Source organism: Pseudogemmobacter humi, from assembly GCF_900609055.1.
GTDB lineage: Bacteria > Pseudomonadota > Alphaproteobacteria > Rhodobacterales > Rhodobacteraceae > Pseudogemmobacter > Pseudogemmobacter humi.
Genome location: NZ_UXAW01000081.1, coordinates 51673 through 73275 on the forward strand (window position 1 = coordinate 51673; position 21603 = coordinate 73275).

23 protein-coding genes are annotated in these 21603 nt (G+C 67.2%); 12 read left to right on the plus strand and 11 right to left on the minus strand.

Annotated elements, in window-relative coordinates; genetic code table 11:
* Window positions 1-4: 4 nt before the first annotated feature.
* The 7 genes from XINFAN_RS13450 to XINFAN_RS13480 are packed head-to-tail and all read right to left on the minus strand — an operon-like array spanning window position 5 to window position 4830.
* Complete coding sequence (locus XINFAN_RS13450) at window positions 5-355, minus strand: hypothetical protein (RefSeq protein ID WP_124087383.1); 351 nt, start codon at window positions 353-355, stop codon at window positions 5-7.
* On the minus strand, window positions 352-738 hold the full coding sequence (locus XINFAN_RS13455) for a response regulator (RefSeq protein WP_124087384.1): 387 nt from the start codon (window positions 736-738) through the stop codon (window positions 352-354). The genes XINFAN_RS13450 and XINFAN_RS13455 overlap by 4 nt, the downstream gene beginning before the upstream one ends.
* Window positions 735-1607: a CheR family methyltransferase gene (locus XINFAN_RS13460; RefSeq protein WP_124087385.1), complete on the minus strand. Its 873-nt coding sequence runs from the start codon at window positions 1605-1607 to the stop codon at window positions 735-737. Before XINFAN_RS13460 ends, XINFAN_RS13455 begins: the two co-directional genes overlap by 4 nt.
* The gene (locus XINFAN_RS13465; protein WP_124087386.1) at window positions 1604-2077 is read right to left on the minus strand and encodes a chemotaxis protein CheW; all 474 of its coding nucleotides are present in this window, start codon (window positions 2075-2077) and stop codon (window positions 1604-1606) included. Before XINFAN_RS13465 ends, XINFAN_RS13460 begins: the two co-directional genes overlap by 4 nt.
* A complete protein-coding gene (locus XINFAN_RS13470; protein ID WP_124087387.1) occupies window positions 2064-4169 on the minus strand; it encodes a chemotaxis protein CheA in 2106 nt (701 codons plus the stop codon). Before XINFAN_RS13470 ends, XINFAN_RS13465 begins: the two co-directional genes overlap by 14 nt.
* Window positions 4166-4543, minus strand: coding sequence for a response regulator (locus XINFAN_RS13475; RefSeq protein ID WP_124087388.1), 378 nt, complete (start codon window positions 4541-4543; stop codon window positions 4166-4168). The genes XINFAN_RS13470 and XINFAN_RS13475 overlap by 4 nt, the downstream gene beginning before the upstream one ends.
* The gene (locus XINFAN_RS13480) at window positions 4540-4830 is read right to left on the minus strand and encodes an STAS domain-containing protein (protein ID WP_124087389.1); all 291 of its coding nucleotides are present in this window, start codon (window positions 4828-4830) and stop codon (window positions 4540-4542) included. Before XINFAN_RS13480 ends, XINFAN_RS13475 begins: the two co-directional genes overlap by 4 nt.
* A 226-nt stretch (window positions 4831-5056) precedes the next feature.
* Here XINFAN_RS13480 and tpa point away from each other — a divergent pair, with 226 nt between their 5' ends.
* The 8 genes from tpa to phoB all read left to right on the plus strand — a co-directional run bounded on the left by tpa (window position 5057) and on the right by phoB (window position 13663).
* Window positions 5057-6436, plus strand: a complete 1380-nt coding sequence (tpa, locus tag XINFAN_RS13485; protein ID WP_124087390.1) for a hypotaurine--pyruvate aminotransferase Tpa — start codon at window positions 5057-5059, stop codon at window positions 6434-6436.
* A gap of 123 nt (window positions 6437-6559) precedes the next feature.
* Window positions 6560-7012 carry an RbsD/FucU family protein gene (locus XINFAN_RS13490; protein WP_124087391.1) on the plus strand — a complete coding sequence of 151 codons (453 nt, stop codon included), beginning with the start codon at window positions 6560-6562 and terminating at the stop codon, window positions 7010-7012.
* A gap of 14 nt (window positions 7013-7026) precedes the next feature.
* Window positions 7027-7962, plus strand: a complete 936-nt coding sequence (rbsK, locus tag XINFAN_RS13495; RefSeq protein ID WP_124087392.1) for a ribokinase — start codon at window positions 7027-7029, stop codon at window positions 7960-7962.
* 634 nt (window positions 7963-8596) lie between these two features.
* On the plus strand, window positions 8597-10057 hold the full coding sequence (gene pstC, locus XINFAN_RS13500) for a phosphate ABC transporter permease subunit PstC (protein ID WP_124087393.1): 1461 nt from the start codon (window positions 8597-8599) through the stop codon (window positions 10055-10057).
* Window positions 10054-11406 (plus strand): phosphate ABC transporter permease PstA, encoded by a 1353-nt coding sequence (pstA, locus tag XINFAN_RS13505; protein ID WP_124087394.1) that lies wholly within the window; start codon window positions 10054-10056, stop codon window positions 11404-11406. The genes pstC and pstA overlap by 4 nt, the downstream gene beginning before the upstream one ends.
* Before the next feature lie 28 nt (window positions 11407-11434).
* On the plus strand, window positions 11435-12232 hold the full coding sequence (gene pstB / locus XINFAN_RS13510; RefSeq protein ID WP_124087395.1) for a phosphate ABC transporter ATP-binding protein PstB: 798 nt from the start codon (window positions 11435-11437) through the stop codon (window positions 12230-12232).
* Between the two features lie 18 nt (window positions 12233-12250).
* Window positions 12251-12952: a phosphate signaling complex protein PhoU gene (gene phoU / locus XINFAN_RS13515; protein ID WP_124087396.1), complete on the plus strand. Its 702-nt coding sequence runs from the start codon at window positions 12251-12253 to the stop codon at window positions 12950-12952.
* A gap of 18 nt (window positions 12953-12970) precedes the next feature.
* Window positions 12971-13663 (plus strand): phosphate regulon transcriptional regulator PhoB, encoded by a 693-nt coding sequence (gene phoB / locus XINFAN_RS13520; protein ID WP_124087397.1) that lies wholly within the window; start codon window positions 12971-12973, stop codon window positions 13661-13663.
* 195 nt (window positions 13664-13858) lie between these two features.
* On the opposite strand, the gene choV is transcribed toward phoB, so the two are convergent.
* Genes choV through choX form a run of 3 tightly spaced genes read right to left on the minus strand, consistent with a single transcriptional unit; the run spans window position 13859 to window position 16709 of the window.
* Complete coding sequence (choV, locus tag XINFAN_RS13525) at window positions 13859-14896, minus strand: choline ABC transporter ATP-binding protein (protein WP_124087398.1); 1038 nt, start codon at window positions 14894-14896, stop codon at window positions 13859-13861.
* Window positions 14893-15723 (minus strand): choline ABC transporter permease subunit, encoded by an 831-nt coding sequence (gene choW / locus XINFAN_RS13530; RefSeq protein WP_124087399.1) that lies wholly within the window; start codon window positions 15721-15723, stop codon window positions 14893-14895. The genes choV and choW overlap by 4 nt, the downstream gene beginning before the upstream one ends.
* A 56-nt stretch (window positions 15724-15779) precedes the next feature.
* A complete protein-coding gene (choX, locus tag XINFAN_RS13535; RefSeq protein WP_124087400.1) occupies window positions 15780-16709 on the minus strand; it encodes a choline ABC transporter substrate-binding protein in 930 nt (309 codons plus the stop codon).
* Between the two features lie 97 nt (window positions 16710-16806).
* On the opposite strand from choX, the gene betI reads away from it, so the two are divergent.
* The 4 genes from betI (at window position 16807) to XINFAN_RS13555 (ending at window position 20911) form a co-directional block, all read left to right on the plus strand.
* Window positions 16807-17394: a choline-binding transcriptional repressor BetI gene (gene betI, locus XINFAN_RS13540; protein WP_124087401.1), complete on the plus strand. Its 588-nt coding sequence runs from the start codon at window positions 16807-16809 to the stop codon at window positions 17392-17394.
* Entirely contained in the window at window positions 17391-18845 is a 1455-nt protein-coding gene (gene betB, locus XINFAN_RS13545) for a betaine-aldehyde dehydrogenase (RefSeq protein ID WP_124087402.1), read from the plus strand. The genes betI and betB overlap by 4 nt, the downstream gene beginning before the upstream one ends.
* 109 nt (window positions 18846-18954) lie before the next feature.
* Window positions 18955-20604: a choline dehydrogenase gene (betA, locus tag XINFAN_RS13550; protein WP_124087403.1), complete on the plus strand. Its 1650-nt coding sequence runs from the start codon at window positions 18955-18957 to the stop codon at window positions 20602-20604.
* Between the two features lie 70 nt (window positions 20605-20674).
* Window positions 20675-20911: an HP1242/YdcH family protein gene (locus XINFAN_RS13555; RefSeq protein ID WP_124087404.1), complete on the plus strand. Its 237-nt coding sequence runs from the start codon at window positions 20675-20677 to the stop codon at window positions 20909-20911.
* Between the two features lie 471 nt (window positions 20912-21382).
* Here the strand turns inward: XINFAN_RS13555 and XINFAN_RS21765 are convergent, their stop codons facing one another.
* Window positions 21383-21526 carry a hypothetical protein gene (locus tag XINFAN_RS21765; protein WP_160144622.1) on the minus strand — a complete coding sequence of 48 codons (144 nt, stop codon included), beginning with the start codon at window positions 21524-21526 and terminating at the stop codon, window positions 21383-21385.
* Window positions 21527-21603: the final 77 nt, after the last annotated feature.

A 21603-nucleotide genomic window follows, 5' to 3' on the forward strand; every position in this document is an offset into this window, starting at 1 on the left:
GGGATCAGAGCAGCCAGGTCGCATCCGCATCCCCGGTTTCGCAATCTGTGACGGCGTCAGGCAGGACGAGCGCACGGATCTCGGCGAGGTTAAGTCCTGCCGCAAGCCGCGCGGGGTCGGGCGGCAGAGCACCACCCTGTTCGGCAAGCGCCGCCAGCAGCGTGGCCAGATCCGCCAGCCGCTGGCCCAGCCGGTCGATCCCCTGCAAACCGGCGAAAGCGCCCGGCGCCGCCCCGGATGTGCAGCAGCCCGCGATGGCCGCCTCGATCCCATGCAGCATCCGGCGGCTGGTGTCGATCTCGCGCGCGATGGCGGCCAGCAGCGGGCTGAGAGCCGGAGAGTGAGGCGCGCTCACAGCGGCCCCACCACGCGCTCAATCGCCGCCTTCACCGTGGCGGGGGTGAAGGGTTTGCGGATCAGATTGTTCAGCCCCAGTTCCTGGCCGCGCTTCATCACCTCGGGCGTGGGGGTGCCGGTGATCAGGATGAAGCCGATGCGCTGCGTCGCGGTATTTTTTCGCAACGCCGCCAGCAGATCCAGCCCCGACAGCCCCGGCATGTTCATGTCGGAAATCACCAGATGGACCGGATGCGATGCCAGCTTGTCCAGCACGGCCATACTGTCGGATTCGGTGGCGAAATGGCGGATGCCGATCTCTTCCAGCGATTGCGAGATCAGCGCCCGGCTGACCGACATATCATCGACCACCATCACGCGCAGATTGTCTTTCAGGCTCATGAGCCGGTCCTTTCCGCGGCGCTGGTCAGTTGGTAGGCGGTGATTCCGGCGCTGCTCAGCAGGCCGGCGGCCGGGCCGCTCACCCGTTCGGAATGGCCGATGAACAGCATGCCGCCAGGGGCCAGCAGCTCTGCGAAGCGGCTCCACAGCCGGGCCTGTGTCGGCTTGTCGAAATAGATCGCCACGTTGCGGCAGAAGATCGCGTCGAACGGGCCGCGCAGGGGCCAGGATTCGACGAGATTGAGCGCGGCGAAGCGGATCATTCCGGTGACCCTCTCGTCCAGCGCGAAATGATCCGCTCCGGCAGGGCGGCTGAAGGCGGCGCGCAGCGTGGCGGGGATGCTCTGCGCCTCCGCGACGGGATAGCGGCCGATGCGCGCGCGGGCGAGGATTTTCGCGTCGATGTCGGTAGCGAGGATGCGGATGTTGAGGCGCGGCGCCTCGGGCAGCAGGTCGAGCACGGTCATGGCGATCGAGCAGGGTTCCTGGCCTTCCGAGCAGCCCGCCGACCAGATCCTGAGCCGTCCGCCCCGGCGCAGATCGCCCAGCCGGGGGTGCAGCACGCCGTCGCTGAACTGACGGAAATGATGCGCCTCGCGGAAGAAGCTGGTGACATTGGTGGTCAGCGCCGGGATCAGCGCCTCGCGCTCGGGCCCGCCCACGCCGGATTCGAGCCGGTCGAGGAAGGTCGCGATATCGGGGCAGTCCAGATCCGCCAGCAGCCGCAGCAGCCGCGAATGCAGCAGCTGGCGCTTGTTCTCCTGCTGGAACAGACCGAATTCGCGGCGGGAATATTCCGCGATCCGCGCGAAATCCGCATCGGAAAGCAGCGCCTCCGCCGGGCTGTCGCGGGGGGCGAGCAACGTCATGCGGCGGGCCTCGTCCCGCAGCGGATCACCGCGGCAAGGTCGATCACCCGGGTCATGCCCTCCTCTGCTCCGATGATGCCGATGATGCCGGTGATGCCGGCGCGGGTGGCATCGGAGCGCAGATCGGGCGTCTCCTGGATGCTGGACCGGCTGACCGAGAGGATTTCCGAGACCGCCTCGACCAGCAGGCCCAGGGTCTGGCTGCCGATCGTCGCCACCACCACCACATTGCGCGGGTTTTCCGGCGTGGGGCCAAGGCCGAACCGCGCGGAAAGATCGTAGATCGGGATCACCGATCCGCGCAGGTTCATCACCCCCAGCACCTCTTTCGGCACATGGGGCAGCGGGGTCACCGCGCTCCAGCGGCGGATCTCGCGCACATGGGCGATGTCGAGCGAGAAGCTCTGCCCTCCGGCGAAGAAGGTGACGAATTCGGCGTCGGGGCCGGTGTCCGGGTCAGGCGGGGGCATGGCAGGTTCCGGTTTCGGTCGGGGAGGGAATGCGGGGAGGCGGGGGCGCCAGGCGGTTCGCGGCCAGCGCTTCGGCGTCGAGGATCAGCGCGATCTGGCCATTGCCCAGCACGGTGGCGGCCGAGACGCCAGGAACCGCGCCGTAATTCGCGTCCAGCCCCTTGATCACCACCTGGCGCTGATCATGCACGGCGTCGACGATCAGCGCGCACTGGCTCTGGCTTTCGGTTTCGACCAGCAGGGCCAGCGGCGGCAGCCGGGCGTCGCGGGGGGGGAAGCCCAGCGATTGCGCCACATCGATCACCGGCAGGAAGCGGCCGCGCACCGAAAGCAGCCGTTCCGCGGTGCCGGCCGCATGCAGATCGGACGGAGCGGGGCGGACCGTCTCGATCACCGGGGCAGTGGGGATCACCATGGTCTGGCCCGAGACCGAGATCACCATCCCGTCCATCACCGCGAGCGTCAGCGGCAGCGAGATGGTGAATTCGCTGCCCTGGCCCGGATCCGAGGCGATGGTGATGCGCCCGCCAAGCGCCGCCACCGCATTGCGGACCACATCGAGGCCGACGCCGCGCCCCGAAAGGTTCGACACCTTTCCCGCCGTGGAAAATCCGGGCAAAAACAGCAGGTTGTCGATCTCGCTCTCGCTGAGATCGGCATCGGCCGCGATCAGGCCGCCGGCCACCGCCTTGTCGCGGATGCGGATGCGGTCGAAGCCGGCGCCGTCGTCGCGCAGCGTGATGACGACGCTGCCCGAGCGATGCGCGGCCGAGAGGCGGATCGTGCCCTCGGGGTCCTTGCCCGAGGCCGCGCGGGCGGCGGGGCTTTCGATCCCGTGATCGACCGCGTTGCGGATCATATGGGTCAGCGGATCGGCCAGCCGCTCGATCACCGTCTTGTCGACCTCGGTCGCCTCGCCGGTGCAGATAAGCCGTGCGGATTTCCCGGTCGCCGCCACCGCCTCGCGCAGGATGCGCGACATGCGCTGGAACAACGGCCGGACCGGCTGGGCACGGATCGCCATCACCGCTTCCTGAAGGTCGCGCGCGAGCAGGCGGTAATCCTCGGTATGGGCGATGATCCCCGAATCGCCCGGCAGAGACAGATCGAGCACATGCTGCTCGATCATCGCCTGGTTGATGATCAGCTCGCCCACGGCATTGATCAGCCGGTCCACCCGCTCCAGATCGACGCGCAGAGTGGGGCGGGGCGTGCGGTCCTCTTCTTCGGCCGCGGGCTGCGGGGCGCGCGAGGGAGCCTCAGGAGCACTGGCATCCTGCGGAGCGGGATCTGGCGGAAGAGCGGCGGCGGGCGGAGCGGGCGGCTCTGCCGGGGTTTGCATGTCGAGCGGAGAGATCGTCAGATCACAAAGCCCCTGGGCGAAATCGAAATAGCTTTCGATCGCCTCCCGGGGCTGCGCGCAGGGCAGGCGGATGGTCCAGCCGAGCCAGGGCAATGAGGGATCGCAGGTGTCGAAGGCGGGCTGCGCCGAGAGATCGGGCGTGACCGCGGGCGCGCCGAAATCCGCGAGACCGGCGATCAGATGCAGCGGCTCATGCCCGTGGGCCAGCAGTTCAGGATGCGGGCGGAACCGGATCAGCCAGCCCGCCGGATCGCCGGGGGCATCCGGGGGGGGCGGGTCGGGGAACAGATCGAGCGGCACGGCGGCGAAGCTGAAACAGAAATCCTCGTCTTCTTCGGCAGGGGGGCCGCCCAGGCAGGCATCGAGGCTGTGCAGAAATCCCGCCGTCAGTGCCGCATCCATGCCGCGGCCATCGCGCGCCGCCTCGACCTGATCGGCGAGATGGTCGGCCGAGCGCAGCAGGACGTGCATCACCTCGTCGCCGGGCGTCAGCCCGCCGCCGCGGATCGCGTCCAGCACGGTCTCGAACCGATGGGCGAAAGTCACCAGCGCGTCGAGCCCGAAGGCCCCGGCGCCACCCTTGATCGAATGCACCGCGCGGAACACCGCATTCACGACCTCGTGATCCGCCTCGGCGCATTCCATCAGCGCGAGCCCCGAGGCCAGGGCCTCCAGCAGATCCTCGCATTCCTGAAAGAAGGTGTCGCGGATGCTCTGGTTCGTGCTCATCGCGCGGCCCCCCCGCCCAGAAACCGGCGCAGGATCGGGATCAGCACCGCATTCTCGAAGGGTTTGGTCAGCCAGCCGGTCGCCCCGGCGGCGCGGGCGCGGGCGCGCAGGGTCGCGGCGCTTTCGGTGCTGAGGACGAGAATCGGCACCCGGGAATGGCTGGCGCCGGCGCGGATCGCGCCGATCACCCCGAAACCGTCCATCCGGGGCATGTTCAGATCGGTGATCACCAGGTCGGGCGCATGTTCGGCAAAACGCTCCAGCCCTTCGACCCCGTCGTCCGCGGTCACGCAGGCGAATCCCGCCGCCTCGATCGCCTGGCGCAGCAGGAGGCGGATGGTCAGGGAATCGTCGATGGCGAGAACCAGCGTCATGCCGCGCCCCCGCCGCTGTGATCGAGGATCCCCGGCCCGATTCCCAGCAGGGCCAGCAGATCCGCCTGGGACGGCGACAGGCCGCTCAGCCGGAAGGACAGCCCCCGCGCGCGCCAGTCGGCCGCCGCCACGATCAGGAACTGCAGGAGCAGGCTGTCGATCCGCCGCAGCGCCCGGGCCGAGACCTCGACCGGCCGCTCGCGATGCGTCCGCAGAAACTCGGCAATCGCCGGATCGCCGGCCAGATCCACCCGTTCGGGCAAGGCGAGAGTGATGCTGCCGGTCATATGCGGGCCTTTGGCTGTAAGATGCCGTTCGCCCCATCCATAGCCGTTGGGGATTTAAGAATTCCTTGCCGCGCCCGGCCCCCGAGGGCAGGATTTCCTTCAACCTTTCCGCGTTTTCGCTGCTTCGGCCTCTGGCTATAATACGGCCAGCGTTCTGGCCCTAATCCCGGCCGGGGTTTTCCGCGATAATCGCGGCAACGAATTCTGGTCGGGAAAGGCACGGGCCATGGAAGGCATTCAGGGCATGAACGACATGGGGCGGGTGATCGAAGCCGACCGCGCCCATGTCTGGCACCATCTGGTGCAGCACAAGGCGTTCGAGACCGCGGATCCGCGGGTGATCGTCGAGGGCAAGGGCCTCAGGGTCTGGGACGCGAAGGGCAAGGAATATCTCGACGCGGTGTCGGGCGGGGTCTGGACCGTGAACGTCGGCTACGGCCGCGAATCGATTGCCCGCGCGGTTTACGAGCAGCTGCTGAAGATGAACTATTTCGCCGGGGCGGCGGGCTCGGTGCCGGGCGCCCTGTTCGCCGAGAAGCTGATCGCGAAGATGCCGGGCATGAGCCGGGTCTATTATTCCAACTCGGGCTCGGAGGCGAACGAGAAGGTCTACAAGATGGTGCGCCAGATCGCGCATCGGGTGCATGGCGGCAGGAAGTGGAAGATCCTCTACCGCGACCGCGACTATCACGGCACCACCATCGGCACGCTCGCCACCTCGGGCCAGGATCAGCGCGCCGAGCAATACGGCCCCTATCCCGAGGGTTTCGTGCGGGTGCCGCATTGCCTTGAATACCGCAAGCAATGGGATGTCGAGAACTACGGCGAGCGCGCGGCGGATGCCATCGAAGAGGTGATCCTGCGCGAGGGCCCCGACACCGTGGGCGCGCTGGTGCTGGAGCCGGTCACCGCCGGGGGCGGCGTGATCGTGCCGCCGAAAGGCTATTGGGAGCGCGTGCAGGAGATCTGCCGCAAATACGATATCCTGCTGCATATCGACGAGGTGGTCTGCGGCATGGGCCGGGCGGGCGCCTGGTTCGGCTATCAGCTTTACGGCGTGAAGCCCGATTTCGTGACCATGGCCAAGGGCGTGGCCTCGGGCTATGCGGCGATCTCCTGCACCGTCACCACCGAACGGGTGTTCGATCTGTTCAAACAGGACGCCGCCGATCCGATGAGCTATTTCCGCGACATCTCGACCTTCGGGGGCTGCACCTCGGGGCCGGCGGCGGCGCTGGAAAACATGCGCATCATCGAGGACGAGAACCTGATCGAAAACACGCAGAAGATGGGCGAGCGCTGCCTCGGCAACCTGACTGCGCTGATGGAGAAGCACAGGATCATCGGCGATGTGCGCGGCAAGGGCCTGTTCCTCGGCGCCGAACTGGTGGCCGACCGCGCGACCAAAGAGCCCGCCGATGAAAAGCTGGTGCAGCAGGTGGTCGCGGAATGCGGCGCCCAGGGCGTGATCATCGGCGCGACCAACCGCTCGGTGCCGGGGTTCAACAACACGCTCTGCCTGTCGCCGCCGCTGATCGCCACCGCCGACGACATCGACGAGATCACCGGCGCCATCGACGTGGCGCTGACCCGCGTCTTCGGCTGAACGGCCAGATCCGAACGGCTACGCCCAACGACAGCCGCGGGGGAAACCCCGCGGCTTTTCCCTGCGCGGCTGGACGGGCTGCGGGGCCTCGCATAACCTGCGGGCCGGGTCTGGAGGCGCGATATGCTCAAGGGAATCGATCACCGGCTGAACGCGGATGTGCTGCACGCCCTGCGCGCCATGGGCCATGGCGACATGCTGATCCTGACGGATGTGAATTTCCCCTCGGATTCGGTCGCGCGCCACACCACTTTGGGCCGCGCGCTGACGATGGAGAACCTGAGCGCCACGGATGCCGCGCGGGCGATCCTGTCGCTGCTGCCGCTGGATGATTTCGTCCCCGATTTCGCCGGGCGGATGGAGGTGGTGGGCGATCCCGCCGCCCTGCCCGAGGTGCAGCGCGAGGTCCAGGCCGAGGTCGACCGCGCCGAGGGCCGCGCCCGCCCGCTGCCGGGGATCGAACGCTTCGCCTTCTATGATCTCGCGAAACAGGCCTATGCGGTGATCGCCACCGGCGAGCGCCGGTTCTACGGCTGTTTCATGTTCCGCAAGGGCGTGATCGCGCCCGACGCCTGACCCCCGGAGGCCCCATGCCCGCAAAGCCCGTCGTCATCCTCGGCCTGTTCAACGCCGATGCGGTCTACCGCGCCGCCCGCCAGCCGAAGCTGGGCGAGACGGTGATGGGCCAGGATTTCCGGCTGGAGCCGGGCGGCAAGGGCTCGAATCAGGCGGTGGCGGCGGCGCGGGCCTCGGGCGGCCCGGCGGTGCATTTCATCACCCGGCTGGGGCGCGACGATTTCGCCCGGCTGGCGCGGGGGGTCTGGCAAAACGCAGGCGTCATCCCCGAGGTGACCGAGGATGCGCAAAGCCATACCGGATCGGCCTTCATCTTCATCGAGGCTGCCACCGGCAACAATGCGATCATCGTCGCGCCGGGGGCGGGGGGGCGGATCGGGCCGGAAGACCTCGACGCCCGCGCGGATCTGATCCGTGGGGCGGCGGTCTTCGTGACCCAGCTGGAGCAACCCCTTGCCGCCGCGCGCCGCGGGCTGGAGATCGCCCGCGCCGGGGGCGTGACCACCATCCTGAATCCCGCCCCGGCGGCCGCGCTGGACGACGATCTGCTGGCGCTTTGCGACTATATCACCCCGAACGAATCCGAGGCGGAACTGCTGACCGGCCTGCCGGTGAGCAGCCTGCCCGAGGCCGAAGCCGCCGCCGACGCGCTGCTTGCGCGCGGCGTGGGGGCTGTGGTGGTGACGCTCGGCGCGAACGGCGTGCTTTTCCGTGACCGCCACCGCAGCCTGCATGTCCCGGTGGTGCGGGTGGGCGAGGTGGTCGAGACCACCGGCGCGGGGGATGCCTTCAACGGCGGCTTCGCGCTGGCCCTGGCCGAGGGCCGCAGCGTGGACGAGGCCCTGCGCTTCGGCAACGCCACCGCCGGGCTGAGCGTGACCGGCCCCGGCGCCGCAAGCGCCATGCCCGCGCGCGCGGAAATCGACAGGCTGCTGGCCTCGTCCGGCTGAGGGCGAAGGCGGGCGGGTATATGACATCCGCTGCTTTCCGGCGCCGCCTGTCCCCCGCGAGGGACCGCCCTCGCGCGGCCCGGATGGGTCCGGCAAAGGCGGACAGCGGCCCCGGCGCCGGGCGGCGCGCTATCTGCACCAGGAAATGCGGCGGTATTTGCCGCCACCGGCTGGAGGGTCCGGCAGCGGCAAGCACCTCGCGCCGCGCGGCGTGAAAGCCAGCCGGAATGCGGGGCGGGAACTGCCACGGCTCTGGCGCCTCCGCGCCCGGGGCGTCGCGGCAAGCCCTGGCGTCCGCCCTCGCGGGAAATCTGTTTCGGAGATAAGGGCAGGGACGGGGACCGGCGAGAGCATCCCCCAGACAGCCGGGGATCCGGCCCGCGCGGGTTTTCCTTGCGCGTGAGATGGGGCCGGGCGCGCAGAGCGCGGGGCAGGCGCCCGGGTCGCGCGGCGGGCGCTGTCGTCACGGGGCACCGCCCGCCGCGCGCGGCCCCGGCCTTGCGCGGCCAGGAACATCCCCCCGCCGCGCATGTTTTCGGAAAAGTGTCACACGCGGGTTACAAAACCGCAGCATGACGACCGCAGAAGGGAGTGGCCCGGCAGACGGGCTCCCGCAACCCGAACGGACGTGGTCATGACGGTCCTGCTTCTTCTGACGATCCTCGCGGTGCTGGCCGCCGCCGGATATGTCCTCGGCCGCCGGCGTGCGCTGGCTGTCGCCGGGGGCGATCCGAAACAACTGCATTCGCTGCCCGGCTTCTACGGCTGGCATACCGCGATCCTGGCCTTCGTGCCGGGCTTTCTGGTGCTGCTTCTGTGGCTGGTGATCCAGCCCCTCGTGATCGAGCGGGGCGTGGCGGCGCACCTGCCCGAGTCGGTGCAGGCTGACCCGGCGGCGCGGCAGCTTGCGCTGGCGGATGTGCGCCGGGTGGCCTCGGGCCTTGATGTGGCGCTGTCGCAGGGCGCGCTGACCGAGGGCGCGATCGCCGCCCTCGACGCTTCGGCCACCGATCTGCGCGCGAAACTGGGCGAGGTGGGCGTGGCGCTCGGCGCCGCGGTCTCGCCCGAGGTGCTGGCGGCCGCAAAGGACTACCGCGAGGCCACCGCGCGCGCCGCCACCCTTCGCGCCGTCGTGATCATCGCGCTGGCGCTTGGCGGGCTGGCCTGGGCGCTGAAACGGATCGCGCCGGATTTCTGGGCCCGCAACCGGGTGGAGAAGGTGGTGCTCTGGCTGCTGATGCTGGCCTCGCTGATCGCCATCCTGACCACCATCGGCATCATCTGGTCGATGCTGTCCGAGAGCATCAACTTCTTCCGCCAGTATCCGATCGGGGATTTCTTCTTCGGCCTGACCTGGAGCCCCAAATTCGGCGGCGGATCCGAGCTTGGCTTCATCCCGCTGTTCTGGGGCACGATCTATATCACGGTGATCGCGCTCCTGGTCGCGGTGCCGCTTGGCCTGTTCGCGGCGATCTACCTGGCGGAATACGCCTCGAAACGCACCCGGTCCTGGATCAAGCCGATGATCGAGGTGATCGCCGGCATTCCCACCGTGGTTTACGGGTTGTTCGCGCTGATCACCGTGGGGCCGTTCCTGCGCGATGTCTTCGCCCAGCCCTTCGGCCTCGGCTCGTCGGGGTCTTCGGTGATGACGGCGGGGGTGGTGATCGGCATCCTGAACATCCCCTTCATCTCGTCCTTGTCGGACGACATCATCAACGCGGTGCCGCAGTCCTTGCGCGACGGATCGTTCGGGATCGGCGCGACCAGATCGGAAACCATCCGCCAGGTGGTGCTGCCCGCGGCGCTGCCGGGGATCGCAGGCGCGATCCTGATGGGCGCCAGCCGCGCCATCGGCGAGACGATGATCGTGGTGATGGGCGCGGGCGCGGCGGCGAAGCTGAGCCTGAACCCGTTCGAGGCGATGACCACGATGACGGTGAAGATCGTCGGCCAGCTGACCGGCGACACCGATTTCCACAGCCCCGAGACGCTGGTGGCCTTCGCGCTTGGCATGACCTTGTTCGTCATCACGCTGTGCCTGAACGTGCTGGCGGTCTGGATCGTGCGCAAATACCGGGAGCAATACGAATGAGCGATACCACCGCAACCCTCCCGGGCGAGCCGAAGCGCGGCTCGATCCTGGTCGCCAGCGACCGGATGAGGCGCCGCAACCGCATCGAGGGCATCTTCCGCTGGCTCGGCCTTACCGCGATCGTCGCAAGCCTCTCGGTGCTGGCGCTGATGCTGTTCACCATCTTCCGCGACGGCAGCTCCGCCTTCTTCCAGGCCAAGCTGAGCTTTCCGGTCACGCTGGAGGCGCAGGTGCTGGACCCGGCCGGGAACCGCAGCCGCGACGAGATGGTGAAACAGACCACCGTCACTTACGGCAAGGTTCTGGAAGGCGCCTTCCTCGCCGCGCTGGCAGAGAAGGGCATCCAGACCGCGGATATCCCCGAAAAGGATATCAGGACGATGCTGTCCAAGGCGGGGCCGGGCGAATTGCGCGCGCGCGTGCTGGCAGAGCCGGGCCTTCTGGGCCAGACCATCGAAGTGACGGTGCTGGCGGGCGGGCGGATCGACGGCTATCTGAAGGGCCGCGTCACCATGCAATCGGCCGAGCGCGACGGCAATGTCACCACCGAACAGCTTGTCCTTGCCGACCGGCTGAAGGATGCGGGCATGCTGGGGCTGTCCTGGAACTGGAACTTCCTGACCAATCCCGACGCCTCGGACCAGCGGCCCGAAGCCGCGGGGCTTGGCGTCGCGATCATCGGCTCGGCCTTCATGATGGTGCTGGTGCTGATCATGTGCGTGCCGGTCGGCGTGGCCTCTTCGATCTATCTTGAGGAATTCGCGCCGAAGAACAGATTCACCGATCTGATCGAGGTGAACATCGCCAACCTGGCCGCGGTGCCCTCGATCGTCTACGGCATCCTCGGCCTTGCGATCTTCATCAATTTCGCCGGCTTTCCGCAATCGTCCTCGCTGGTGGGCGCGCTGGTCCTCAGCCTGCAAACCCTGCCCACGGTGATCATCGCCACCCGCGCCTCGATCCGCGCGGTGCCGCCCTCGATCCGCGACGCGGCGCTCGGGGTGGGGGCGTCGAGAATGCAGACCGTGTTCCACCACGTTCTGCCGCTGGCGATGCCCGGCATCCTGACCGGCACCATCCTCGGCCTCGCCTCGGCGCTTGGCGAGACGGCGCCCCTGCTGCTGATCGGCATGGTGGCCTTCGTGTCCAACCATCCGTCGGGCCCGCTCGACGGCGGCATCCTCGATCCCGCGACCGCGCTGCCGGTGCAGGTCTATTCCTGGGCCACGCGCTCGGACCCGGCCTTCATCGAACGCTCGAACGGGGCGATCATCGTGCTGCTGGTCTTTCTTCTTGCCATGAACGTCACCGCGATCCTGCTGCGCCGCAAATTTGAACGCCGCTGGTAACGCGCCCGGGAAAAATGAGTATATCATCATGAACGACATGCGAACTGTGGAGCGCGCCGTGGACAATACCGAGGCGAGGATCACCGCGCGGGACGTGCAGGTGTGGTATGGCGAGGCCCAGGCCATCCGCGATGTGAACATCGACATTCCCGACAAGGCGGTGACGGCGTTCATCGGCCCCTCGGGCTGCGGGAAATCGACTTTCCTGCGCACGCTGAACCGGATGAACGACACCATCCCGATTTGCCGCGTCCTCGGCACCATCGAGCTTGAGGGTGAGAACATCTACGACAAGCGCGTCGATCCGGTGCAGTTGCGCGCCAAGGTCGGCATGGTGTTCCAGAAACCCAATCCCTTCCCGAAGTCGATCTACGACAACGTGGCTTACGGGCCGCGCATTCACGGGCTGACCCGCAACCGGGCCGAACTCGACGAGGTGGTGGAGCAGAGCCTGCGCAAGGCGGCGCTGTGGAACGAGGTGAAGGACCGCCTGCATGCGCCCGGCACCGGGTTGTCGGGCGGCCAGCAGCAGCGCCTGTGCATCGCGCGCGCGGTGGCGACCAGCCCCGAGGTTCTGTTGATGGACGAGCCCTGTTCGGCGCTCGACCCGATCGCCACCGCCCAGGTCGAGGAACTGATCGACGAATTGCGCTCGAATTTCAGCGTGGTGATCGTGACCCATTCGATGCAGCAGGCCGCCCGCGTCAGCCAGAAGACCGCCTTCTTCCATCTGGGCAACCTGGTGGAGCAGGGCGACACCTCGCAGATCTTCACCAATCCGAAGGATCCGCGCACCGAAGCCTATATCACCGGCCGCATCGGCTGAGCGCGCAGGAGAGCACAGATGAACGACCGTCATATCGTAAGCGCCTTCGACAAGGATCTCGAAAGCGTCCAGGCCCAGGTCATGAAGATGGGCGGGCTGGTGGAAAAGGCCCTGCTCGATGCCTCCGAGGCGCTGGATCTGCGCGACGAGGCCCTGGCCGAAAAGGTGCGCGCGGGCGACAAGGCGATCGACGCGCTGGAAGAGATGATCCAGACCGAATGCGCCCGCATCATCGCGCAGCGCGCGCCCGCCGCGCGCGATCTGCGCACCGTGCTGACGGTGATGCGTCTGGCGTCCGCGCTGGAACGGGCGGGGGATTATGCCAAGAACCTGGCCAAGCGCAGTCTCGTGCTGATGCAGACGCCGCCGGTCGGCACCGCCACGGGCACGGTGCGGCGGATGGCGAAGCTGGTGGTGCAGCAGATGTCGGATGCGCTGGACGCCTATATCGCCCGCGATGCGGTGAAGGCGCGCGAGGTGCGGCTGCGCGACCAGGAGATCGACCAGATGTATGGCGGGCTGTTCCGCCAGCTTCTGACCTATATGCTGGAGGATCCGCGCACCATCACCGCCAGCATGCATCTGCATTTCATCGCCAAGAACATCGAGCGGGTCGGCGATCACGCCACCGGCATCGCCGAGCAGGTGATCTATCTGGTCGAGGGGGAACTGCCCTCGGACGACCGGCCCAAACACGATGCGGTCGCAGCGGCCGACTGACGGACAGGAGCGGAATATATGGCGCAGGATGGCAGGCCGGTTGTGCTTCTGGTCGAGGACGAGCCCGCGCAGCGGGAGGTCCTGGCCTATAATCTCGATGCCGAAGGCTTCCGGGTGGTTACCGCCGACAATGGCGAGGATGCGATGCTTCTCGTCGAGGAAGAGGTGCCCGACATCATCATTCTCGACTGGATGATGCCGAAACTCTCGGGGATCGAAGTCTGCCGGCGGCTGAAGATGCGGCCCGAGACACGGGGGATTCCGATCATCATGCTCTCGGCCCGGGCCGAAGAGGTGGACCGGATCCGCGGGCTGGAGACCGGGGCGGATGATTACGTGATCAAGCCCTATTCGGTGCTGGAACTGATGGCGCGGGCGCGGGCGCAATTGCGCCGGGTCCGGCCCTCGGTCGCGGGGGTGGTGCTGGAATACGACGATATCCGGCTCGATCCCGAGACCCATCGGGTCTACCGCTCGGACAAGGTGCTGAAACTGGGCCCGACCGAGTTCCGGCTGCTGACCACGATGATGGAAAAGCCCGGAAGGGTCTGGTCGCGCGAGCAGTTGCTGGACCGGGTCTGGGGCCGCGACATCTATGTCGACACCCGCACGGTGGACGTTCATGTCGGGCGGCTGAGAAAGTCGCTGATGCAGTTCGGCGGCGAAGATCCGGTGCGCACGGTGAGGGGCGCGGGCTACGCGCTCGGCTGAGCCGGTCGTCTGCCGCCGGGCGGCGGATGCCTCCGGCGGGGGTATTTGGGTCAGGATGAAAGGGCTTGCGGCGGGTCTTGTTCGGGGCCGGGGCTGCGGCGGACGCCCGTTGCCGGGCGGCGGATGTATTTCGGCCAGGGTGAAAGCTGCTTTGTTTTGGGCGGGGAGAGGGGCCGGAGCGGCCCTTCTTTTGTTTCAGCCGCGCGGGTTCAGCAGTTTGCCGAGGATGCCGCCGGCGCGGACGGTGCCGATCCTTGCGCCGCCTTCGACCACGGCGAGGGTTTCGGTGCCCGAGGCGATCGCCTCCATCACCGCGCGGACCGGGGTTTCCGGGCCGATCTCGCGCCCGGCGGGCAGGGGGGCGGCGCCGGTCTCCATCACGTCGCGCGCGGTCAGCACGCCGAGCGGGTTCATATGCGCCACGAAATCGGCGACGTATTCCGAGACCGGATTGGCGATGATCTCGCGCGCGGTGCCGCATTGCACGATCCGCCCGCCCTCCATCAGCGCGATGCGGTTGCCGATCTTGAACGCCTCGTCGAGATCGTGGCTGACGAAGACGATGGTGCGTTTGAGCTTGGCCTGAAGGTCGAGCAGCTCGTCCTGGAGCCGGGCCCGGATCAGCGGGTCGAGCGCCGAGAACGGCTCGTCCATCAGAAGGATCGGCGCTTCGGTGACGAAGGCGCGGGCGAGGCCGACGCGCTGCTGCATCCCGCCCGACAGCTCGCCCACCTTGCGGCCGGCCCACTGGCTGAGGTTCACCAGTTCAAGCTGGCGGTCGACGCGCGCGCGCCGCTCGGCTTCCGCTATGCCCGCGAGTTCGAGGCCGAGGCCCACGTTGTCCCTGACCGTGCGCCAGGGCAGCAGGCCGAACTGCTGGAACACCATGGCGATGCGGGTGGCGCGCAGGCGGCGCAGCGTCACCGGATCGGCATGGGTGACCGAGACCATGCCGTTGCCGTCATGGACCCGCACCTCGCCCCTGACCACCGGATTGAGCGCGTTCACACCCCGCAGCAGCGTGGACTTGCCCGAGCCCGACAGGCCCATCAGCACGAGGATCTCGCCCTCGGCCACCGTCAGGCTGCAATCGTGGACGCCGAGCACCTGGCCGGTCCGGGTCTGGATCTCGGCGCGCGACAGGCCCTGATCCATCAGCGGCAGCGCGCGTCCGGGGTGATCGCCGAAGACGATGGACACTTTGTCGAATTCGACGGCGTTCTTCACGGTCATTTCTGCCTCACCCGCAGCATCCGGTCGAGGACGACCGCCACCACCACAATGATGAACCCCGATTCGAACCCGAGCGCGGTATTGCCCTGTTGCAGCGCGCGCACCACCGGGATCCCCAGCCCGTTCGCGCCGACCATCGCGGCGATCACCACCATCGACAGGGACAGCATGATGGTCTGGTTCAGCCCGACCATGATCTGCGGCAGCGCCCAGGGCAGTTCCACCTTAAGCAGCTTCTGCCGCGGTGTGGCGCCGAACGCGGTCGCGGCCTCGGTCAGCGCGGTCGGGGTCGAGGAGACGCCGAGATACGTCAGCCGGATCGGCGCGGGCAGCACGAAGACCACCGTCGCCAGCAGCCCCGGCACCATGCCCAGCCCGAAGAACACCACCGCCGGGATCAGATAGACGAAGGTCGGCAGCGTCTGCATCAGATCGAGCACCGGCGACAAAGCGGCGTAAAGCCGGGGCCGGTGGGCGGCGGCGATGCCGACCGGCACTCCGATCGCCATGCAGAAGATGCAGGCATAAAGCAGCAGGACAAGGCTTTCGGTCGTGGCCTTCCAGTAGTTCTGGTTCAGGATGAACAGGAAGCCGACCAGCACGAGGAGGCAGATCTTCCACGACCGCTGAAACCACCAGGACAAAGCCACCAGGATCGCCACCACCACCAGCGGATGCGGATATTGCAGCAGATCGAGCGTGGCACTGATCAGCCAGCTCAGCCCGTCGCTGATCGCGTCGAACAGCCCGCCCAGATGCGTCTTGAGCCAGTCCACCACGGATTTCGCCGTGGGGCCGACCGGAATTTTTGGAATGTCGAAATCCATGCCCGCCTGTCACCCGCAAAAGGAGGCGGGGGCGCGGCGGCCCCCGCCCGATGAGGTCAGTTCAGCGCGGCTTCGACCGCGGCCACGGCATCGCCGCCATCCTTCGCGGTCACGCCGTCGAGCCAGGGCTTCCATGCGTCGGGATTGGCGGTGAGCCAGGCCTTCGCCGCATCGGCGGGATCGGCGCTGTCATTGAGGATCGCGCCCATGATCTCGTTTTCCATCGCCAGCGAGAATTGCAGGTTTTCGAGGAACTTGCCGGTGTTCGGGCATTCGGCGACATAGCCCTTGCGGGTGTTGGTGTTGACGATGGCACCGCCGAAATCGGGGCCGAACACATCGTCGCCGCCCGAGAGATAGGTGATCGCGAAATTGGCGTTCATCGGATGCGGCTCCCAGGCGAGGAAGACGATCGGCTTGTCGCCCGAGGTGTTGCGGTCGACCTGCGCCAGCATCCCCTGTTCCGAGCTTTCGACGATATCGAAGCCGCCAAGGCCGAACTGATCGCCCTCAATCATCTCGATGATCAGGCGGTTGCCGTCGTTGCCGGCCTCAATCCCGTAGATCTTGCCGTCCAGCGCCGCGGCCTGGTCCCTGATATTGGCGAAATCGCTGATCCCGAGCGCGGCGCCCGGTGCATTGGTCGCCAGCGTGTATTTCGCGCCTTCCAGATTGGTGCGCACGGTGTCGACGGTGCCGGCCTCGCGGTAGGGGGCGATGTCGCCCTCCATCGTCGGCATCCAGTTGCCGAGGAAGATGTCCACATCGCCGTTGGCCAGACCCGCATAGGTCACCGGAACCGAGAGCACCTTGATCTCGGTCTCGTAGCCGAGCGCGCTCAGCACCAGGGTGGTGGCGGCGGTGGTGGCGGTGATGTCGGTCCAGCCGACATCGGAAAACACGATCTTGTCGCAGCCCGCGGCGAAGGCGCCGCCGGCCATGCCGATGCTCAGGGTGGTGGCGAGAAGGATGGAACGAAGTTTCATTTCAGCTCCCGGTGTCAGTTATCAGGTTATTGTTGATTGACGAGTCAATAAACTTCATGCTCTTCCCGTAATGCAAGAGTTTTGTTGGGTCCGGGATATGCCGAAGCTTGGAATGGAGCCTATCCGAAAGGATGCGCTGATCAAAGCCACCATCGTCGAGATCGGCCGCTCGGGCTCGCTCGACGTGACGGTCAGCCAGATCGCGAAACGCGCGGGCATGTCGCCTGCGCTGGCGCATCATTACTTTGGTTCCAAAGAGGAAATGTTTCTTGCCGCCATGCGCCATGTTCTCACGCTTTACGGGGCCGAGGTGCGCGGCGCGCTTGCCGTGGCCGAAGGCCCCGAGGCGCGGGTGAGGGCGATTCTGCGCGCCTCGTTCAGCGCAGGGAATTTCCGCCGCGAGGTGGTCGGGGCCTGGCTGAACTTCTGGGTGCTGGCGCAGACCTCGGACGGCGCGCGGCGGCTGCTGGCGATCTACCAGGGGCGGCTGCGGTCGAATCTGCTGACCGCGCTGCGCCCGATGGTGGGTGGGCGCGCGCGGGAACTGGCCGAGGCGCTCGGGGCGATGATCGACGGGCTTTATCTGCGCGAGGTGCTGAAATCCGGCACGCCCGACGGGCGGGCGGCGGTGACCATGGCGCTGTCATATCTGGATGCGGAACTGATGAAGGCGGGACGGGAATGAAGGCGCAACCGAAGGCCAGCCATTTCATCGGCGGCGAATATGTCGAGGACACGGCGGGGGCGGTGATCGAGGTGCTCTACCCGGCGACCGGCGAGGTGATCGCCCGGCTGCACGAGGCGACGCCCGCGCTGATCGAACGCGCGCTGGCCGCGGGCGCGCAGGCGCAGAAGGCCTGGGGCGCGCTGCGCCCGGTCGAACGCGCCCGGGTGCTGTCACGCGCCGCCGCGATCATCCGCGAGCAGGGCGAGGAACTGGCGCGGCTGGAGACGCTCGACACCGGCAAGCCGATCCAGGAGACCCGGGTGGCCGACTGGCCGAGCGGCGCCGATGCGCTGGAATATTTCGCGGGCCTGGCGCCGACCGTCACCGGCGAGACGATCCCCCTGGGCGGCGATATGGTCTACACATTGCGCGAGCCGCTCGGCCTTTGCGTCGGCATCGGGGCCTGGAACTATCCCAGCCAGATCGCCTGCTGGAAATCCGCGCCTGCGCTGGCCATGGGCAATGCGATGGTGTTCAAACCGTCCGAGACCACGCCGCTTGGCGCGTTGAGGCTGGCAGAGATCTTCATCGAGGCGGGCCTGCCGCCGGGCCTGTTCAACGTGGTGCAGGGCAGGGGAGCGGTGGGCGCCGCGCTGATTTCCGACCCTCGGGTGGCCAAGGTCTCGCTGACCGGCTCGGTTCCGACCGGGCAGAAGGTCTATGCCAAAGCGGCCGAGGGGCTGCGCCACGTCACCATGGAGCTTGGCGGCAAGTCGCCGCTGATCATCTTCGACGACGCCAGCCTTGAGGATGCGGTCGGCGCGGCGATGCTGGCGAATTTCTACTCGGCGGGCCAGGTCTGCTCGAACGGTACCCGCGTTTTCGTGCAGAAGGGCATCCGTGAGCGCTTCCTCGCGCGGCTCTCCGAACGCGCGCAGGCGATCCGCCTTGGCGATCCGATGGACGAGGCCACCCAGATGGGCCCCCTCGTCTCGGCGGCGCAGCTTGAGAAGGTCATGGGCTATGTGACCCGCGCGACGGCGGAAGGCGCGCTTCTGGTCACCGGCGGCGGGCGCGGCCCGGCGAACGGTGGCTGGTTCGTGGAACCCACGGTCTTCGCGGATGTCACCGACGGGATGGAACTCGCCCGCGAAGAGGTGTTCGGCCCGGTGATGGCGGTTCTGGATTTCGACAGCGAGGACGAGGTGATCGCCCGCGCCAACGCCACGGATTTCGGCCTCGCCGCCGGGGTGTTCACCCGCGACATCGCCCGCGCCCATCGGGTGATCGGCCAGCTTGAGGCCGGCACCTGCTGGATCAACGCCTATAACCTGACGCCGGTCGAGGCGCCCTTCGGCGGCGTCAAACTCTCGGGCGTCGGGCGCGAGAACGGCCATGCGGCCATCGGGCATTATTCGCAGATCAAAAGCGTCTATCTGGGCCTGAACCCGGTGGACGCACCTTACTGAGCGGCCGGAGCGCCCGGCAAAAACATCGCGGACAGGGGCGAACGCCCGGAGCCGGAACCCGTTTTCCGGCTGCGGCAGAAGTTTGCCCGAGGGACAGGGGAAGCGCGGCATGGATGCGGAATATGTGATCGTAGGCGCGGGGTCGGCGGGCTGCGCCATGGCTTACCGACTGGCCGAGGCCGGGAAAAAGGTGACGGTGATCGAACACGGCGGCTCGGATTTCGGGCCGTTCATCCAGATGCCGGGCGCTTTGTCCTATCCGATGAACATGGGGATCTACGACTGGGGTTTTCAGTCCGAACCCGAGCCGCATCTGGGCGGCCGCCGCCTCGCGACGCCGCGCGGCAAGGTGATCGGCGGCTCGTCCTCGATCAACGGCATGGTCTATGTGCGGGGCCATGCGAAGGATTTCGACACCTGGGCCGATATGGGCGCCACCGGCTGGTCTTACGCCGATGTGCTGCCCTATTTCAAACGGATGGAGCAGTCGCATGGCGGCTCGGGGCCTGACTGGCGCGGCACCTCGGGGCCGCTCCACATCACCCGCGGCCCGCGCAGCAATCCATTGTTCGATGCCTTCATCCGCTCGGGCGAGGCGGCGGGCTATCCCGTCACCCAGGATTACAACGGCCGGCAGCAGGAGGGCTTCGGCCCGATGGAGGCCACGATCTGGAAGGGCCGCCGCTGGTCCGCCGCCAATGCCTATCTGAAACCGGCGATCAAAACCGGCAATGTCCGCGTGACGCGTGGCTTCGCCCGCCGGGTGGTGATCGAGAATGGCCGCGCCACCGGGGTCGAGATCGACACCAAGGCCGGGCGCCAGGTGATCCGCGCCGGGCGCGAGGTGATCCTTGCGGCCTCCTCGATCAATTCGCCGAAACTGCTGATGCTGTCGGGGATCGGCCCGGCGGCGCATCTGCGCGAACACGGGATCGAGGTCGTCGCCGACCGCCCCGGCGTCGGCGCCAATCTCCAGGACCATATGGAGATCTACATGCAGTTCCAGGCCGCGCAGCCGGTCACTTTGTATAAATACTGGAATGTCTTCGGCAAGGCCTGGGTCGGCGCCAACTGGCTGTTTCTGGGCCGCGGCCCCGGCACCTCGAACCAGTTCGAGGCCTGCGCCTTCATCCGCTCGCGCGCCGGGATCGAATACCCCGACATCCAGTATCACTTCCTGCCGATCGCCGTGCGCTACGACGGCAAGGCGGCGGCGGGCGGCCATGGCTTCCAGGTCCATGTCGGGCCGATGCGCTCGAAATCGCGCGGCAGCGTGACTTTGCGCTCTGCCCGGCCCGAGGACGCCCCGGTGATCCGCTTCAACTACATGTCGGACCCCGGGGACTGGGAGGATTTCCGCGCCTGCGTGCGGCTGACGCGCGAGATCTTTGCCCAGGGCCCGATGGCGCCTTTCGTGAAAGCCGAGATCCAGCCGGGCCCCGGGGTGCAGACGGATGACGAGATCGACGCCTTCATCCGCGACCATGCGGAAAGCGCCTATCACCCCTGCGGCACCGCCCGGATGGGGCGGCGCGACGATCCGATGGCGGTGGTCGACCCCGAATGCCGGGTGATCGGGGTCGAAGGGCTGCGGCTCGCCGACAGTTCGATCTTCCCCCAGGTGACGAACGGCAACCTCAACGGCCCCTCGATCATGACCGGCGAGAAGGCCGCCGACCATATCCTCGGCCGCGCGCCGCTGGCGGCGTCGAACCAGGAGCCCTGGATCAACCCGGCCTGGGCCACCAGTCAGCGCTGATTTGATCAGGGTCAAAGTGATGTCGCGGATCGCGCTTTAGCCTGAGGGCAACCAAGGAAGGAGACGATTCATGTCGAACACACCGCATACGCTGCAAGAGGAATTCCCGGGCGAGGCCGCCCGCATCACCGAGCTGAAGACCTCGAACGCGCGCTTTGCGAAACTGCTGGAGGAATATGACGAGGTGAACGACAAGGTTCACCGCGCCGAGAGCCGGATCGACGCGGTATCGGAAGAGCACGAGGACGGCCTGCGCCGCAACCGCTCGCGGATCAAGGATCAGATCTGGGCGATGATCCGGGGCTGAAGGGCCCGCTGCGAACAGGGAGGGCCGGTTTTCCGCCCGCCCCTGCGCTAAATGTTGACCCCACCCGCAAACCTTGCGGGTGGGGTATTATGTTCGGGCTGGCCAGGTGTTGTTGCAGAAGTCTTTTTAGGCAGGCTTTTCGCTGCGGATCTGTGCTGTCAGGCCGATGTCATGAGCAAGCCTGCTGCCGCAGGACGACCCGGCAGCCCGCAACGACGCCCTGAAGCAGCGCCGCTCTCTGCTGATCTGGCCGGACAACCGGGGCCGCTCACAATGGACGCCCGCCGCTATGCAGCGCGGAGGAAGATCGGAAAGAACTCCGGGGGAGCGTTTTCCTGACGATGGCCATCCGGTTCTGTGATGCTGCCCGGCCTGCCACTGAGGCAAACGGCCGGGGGTGCAGGCGACGCTATCGCCCGGCCAAAATCGCGCTGCTGCAAGCCTTTCTGTCAAACCGTGCAAAATTCCGTGTCACGCTACAGCTACAACAGCGGATGCGCGCAGGATATTGCTGTTGGTGCCGAGAAGCCGCTTGACATGAAAAAGTAAATCAGTCAGGAATTTTTGACGCAGCCAGACCCGCTCCGCCGTGAGCCGGGCCAGCCAGACCTTCACACGCGATGGAGAAGACCATGCCCCGATCCGACACGGGTGAGCGGTTTCCTTTGGCCGAACTGCTGCATCGGGCGGCT

What these genes read in the sequence shown, in the direction of transcription:
- XINFAN_RS13455 (WP_124087384.1), bottom strand. Translation starts at nt 738, where the DNA reads ATGAGCCTGAAAGACAATCTGCGCGTGATGGTGGTCGATGATATGTCG.
- XINFAN_RS13460 (WP_124087385.1), bottom strand. Translation starts at nt 1,607, where the DNA reads ATGACGTTGCTCGCCCCCCGCGACAGCCCGGCGGAGGCGCTGCTTTCC.
- XINFAN_RS13465 (WP_124087386.1), bottom strand. Translation starts at nt 2,077, where the DNA reads ATGCCCCCGCCTGACCCGGACACCGGCCCCGACGCCGAATTCGTCACC.
- XINFAN_RS13470 (WP_124087387.1), bottom strand. Translation starts at nt 4,169, where the DNA reads ATGAGCACGAACCAGAGCATCCGCGACACCTTCTTTCAGGAATGCGAG.
- XINFAN_RS13475 (WP_124087388.1), bottom strand. Translation starts at nt 4,543, where the DNA reads ATGACGCTGGTTCTCGCCATCGACGATTCCCTGACCATCCGCCTCCTG.
- XINFAN_RS13480 (WP_124087389.1), bottom strand. Translation starts at nt 4,830, where the DNA reads ATGACCGGCAGCATCACTCTCGCCTTGCCCGAACGGGTGGATCTGGCC.
- tpa (WP_124087390.1), top strand. Translation starts at nt 5,057, where the DNA reads ATGGAAGGCATTCAGGGCATGAACGACATGGGGCGGGTGATCGAAGCC.
- XINFAN_RS13490 (WP_124087391.1), top strand. Translation starts at nt 6,560, where the DNA reads ATGCTCAAGGGAATCGATCACCGGCTGAACGCGGATGTGCTGCACGCC.
- rbsK (WP_124087392.1), top strand. Translation starts at nt 7,027, where the DNA reads ATGCCCGCAAAGCCCGTCGTCATCCTCGGCCTGTTCAACGCCGATGCG.
- pstC (WP_124087393.1), top strand. Translation starts at nt 8,597, where the DNA reads ATGACGGTCCTGCTTCTTCTGACGATCCTCGCGGTGCTGGCCGCCGCC.
- pstA (WP_124087394.1), top strand. Translation starts at nt 10,054, where the DNA reads ATGAGCGATACCACCGCAACCCTCCCGGGCGAGCCGAAGCGCGGCTCG.
- pstB (WP_124087395.1), top strand. Translation starts at nt 11,435, where the DNA reads ATGAACGACATGCGAACTGTGGAGCGCGCCGTGGACAATACCGAGGCG.
- phoU (WP_124087396.1), top strand. Translation starts at nt 12,251, where the DNA reads ATGAACGACCGTCATATCGTAAGCGCCTTCGACAAGGATCTCGAAAGC.
- phoB (WP_124087397.1), top strand. Translation starts at nt 12,971, where the DNA reads ATGGCGCAGGATGGCAGGCCGGTTGTGCTTCTGGTCGAGGACGAGCCC.
- choV (WP_124087398.1), bottom strand. Translation starts at nt 14,896, where the DNA reads ATGACCGTGAAGAACGCCGTCGAATTCGACAAAGTGTCCATCGTCTTC.
- choW (WP_124087399.1), bottom strand. Translation starts at nt 15,723, where the DNA reads ATGGATTTCGACATTCCAAAAATTCCGGTCGGCCCCACGGCGAAATCC.
- choX (WP_124087400.1), bottom strand. Translation starts at nt 16,709, where the DNA reads ATGAAACTTCGTTCCATCCTTCTCGCCACCACCCTGAGCATCGGCATG.
- betI (WP_124087401.1), top strand. Translation starts at nt 16,807, where the DNA reads ATGCCGAAGCTTGGAATGGAGCCTATCCGAAAGGATGCGCTGATCAAA.
- betB (WP_124087402.1), top strand. Translation starts at nt 17,391, where the DNA reads ATGAAGGCGCAACCGAAGGCCAGCCATTTCATCGGCGGCGAATATGTC.
- betA (WP_124087403.1), top strand. Translation starts at nt 18,955, where the DNA reads ATGGATGCGGAATATGTGATCGTAGGCGCGGGGTCGGCGGGCTGCGCC.
- XINFAN_RS13555 (WP_124087404.1), top strand. Translation starts at nt 20,675, where the DNA reads ATGTCGAACACACCGCATACGCTGCAAGAGGAATTCCCGGGCGAGGCC.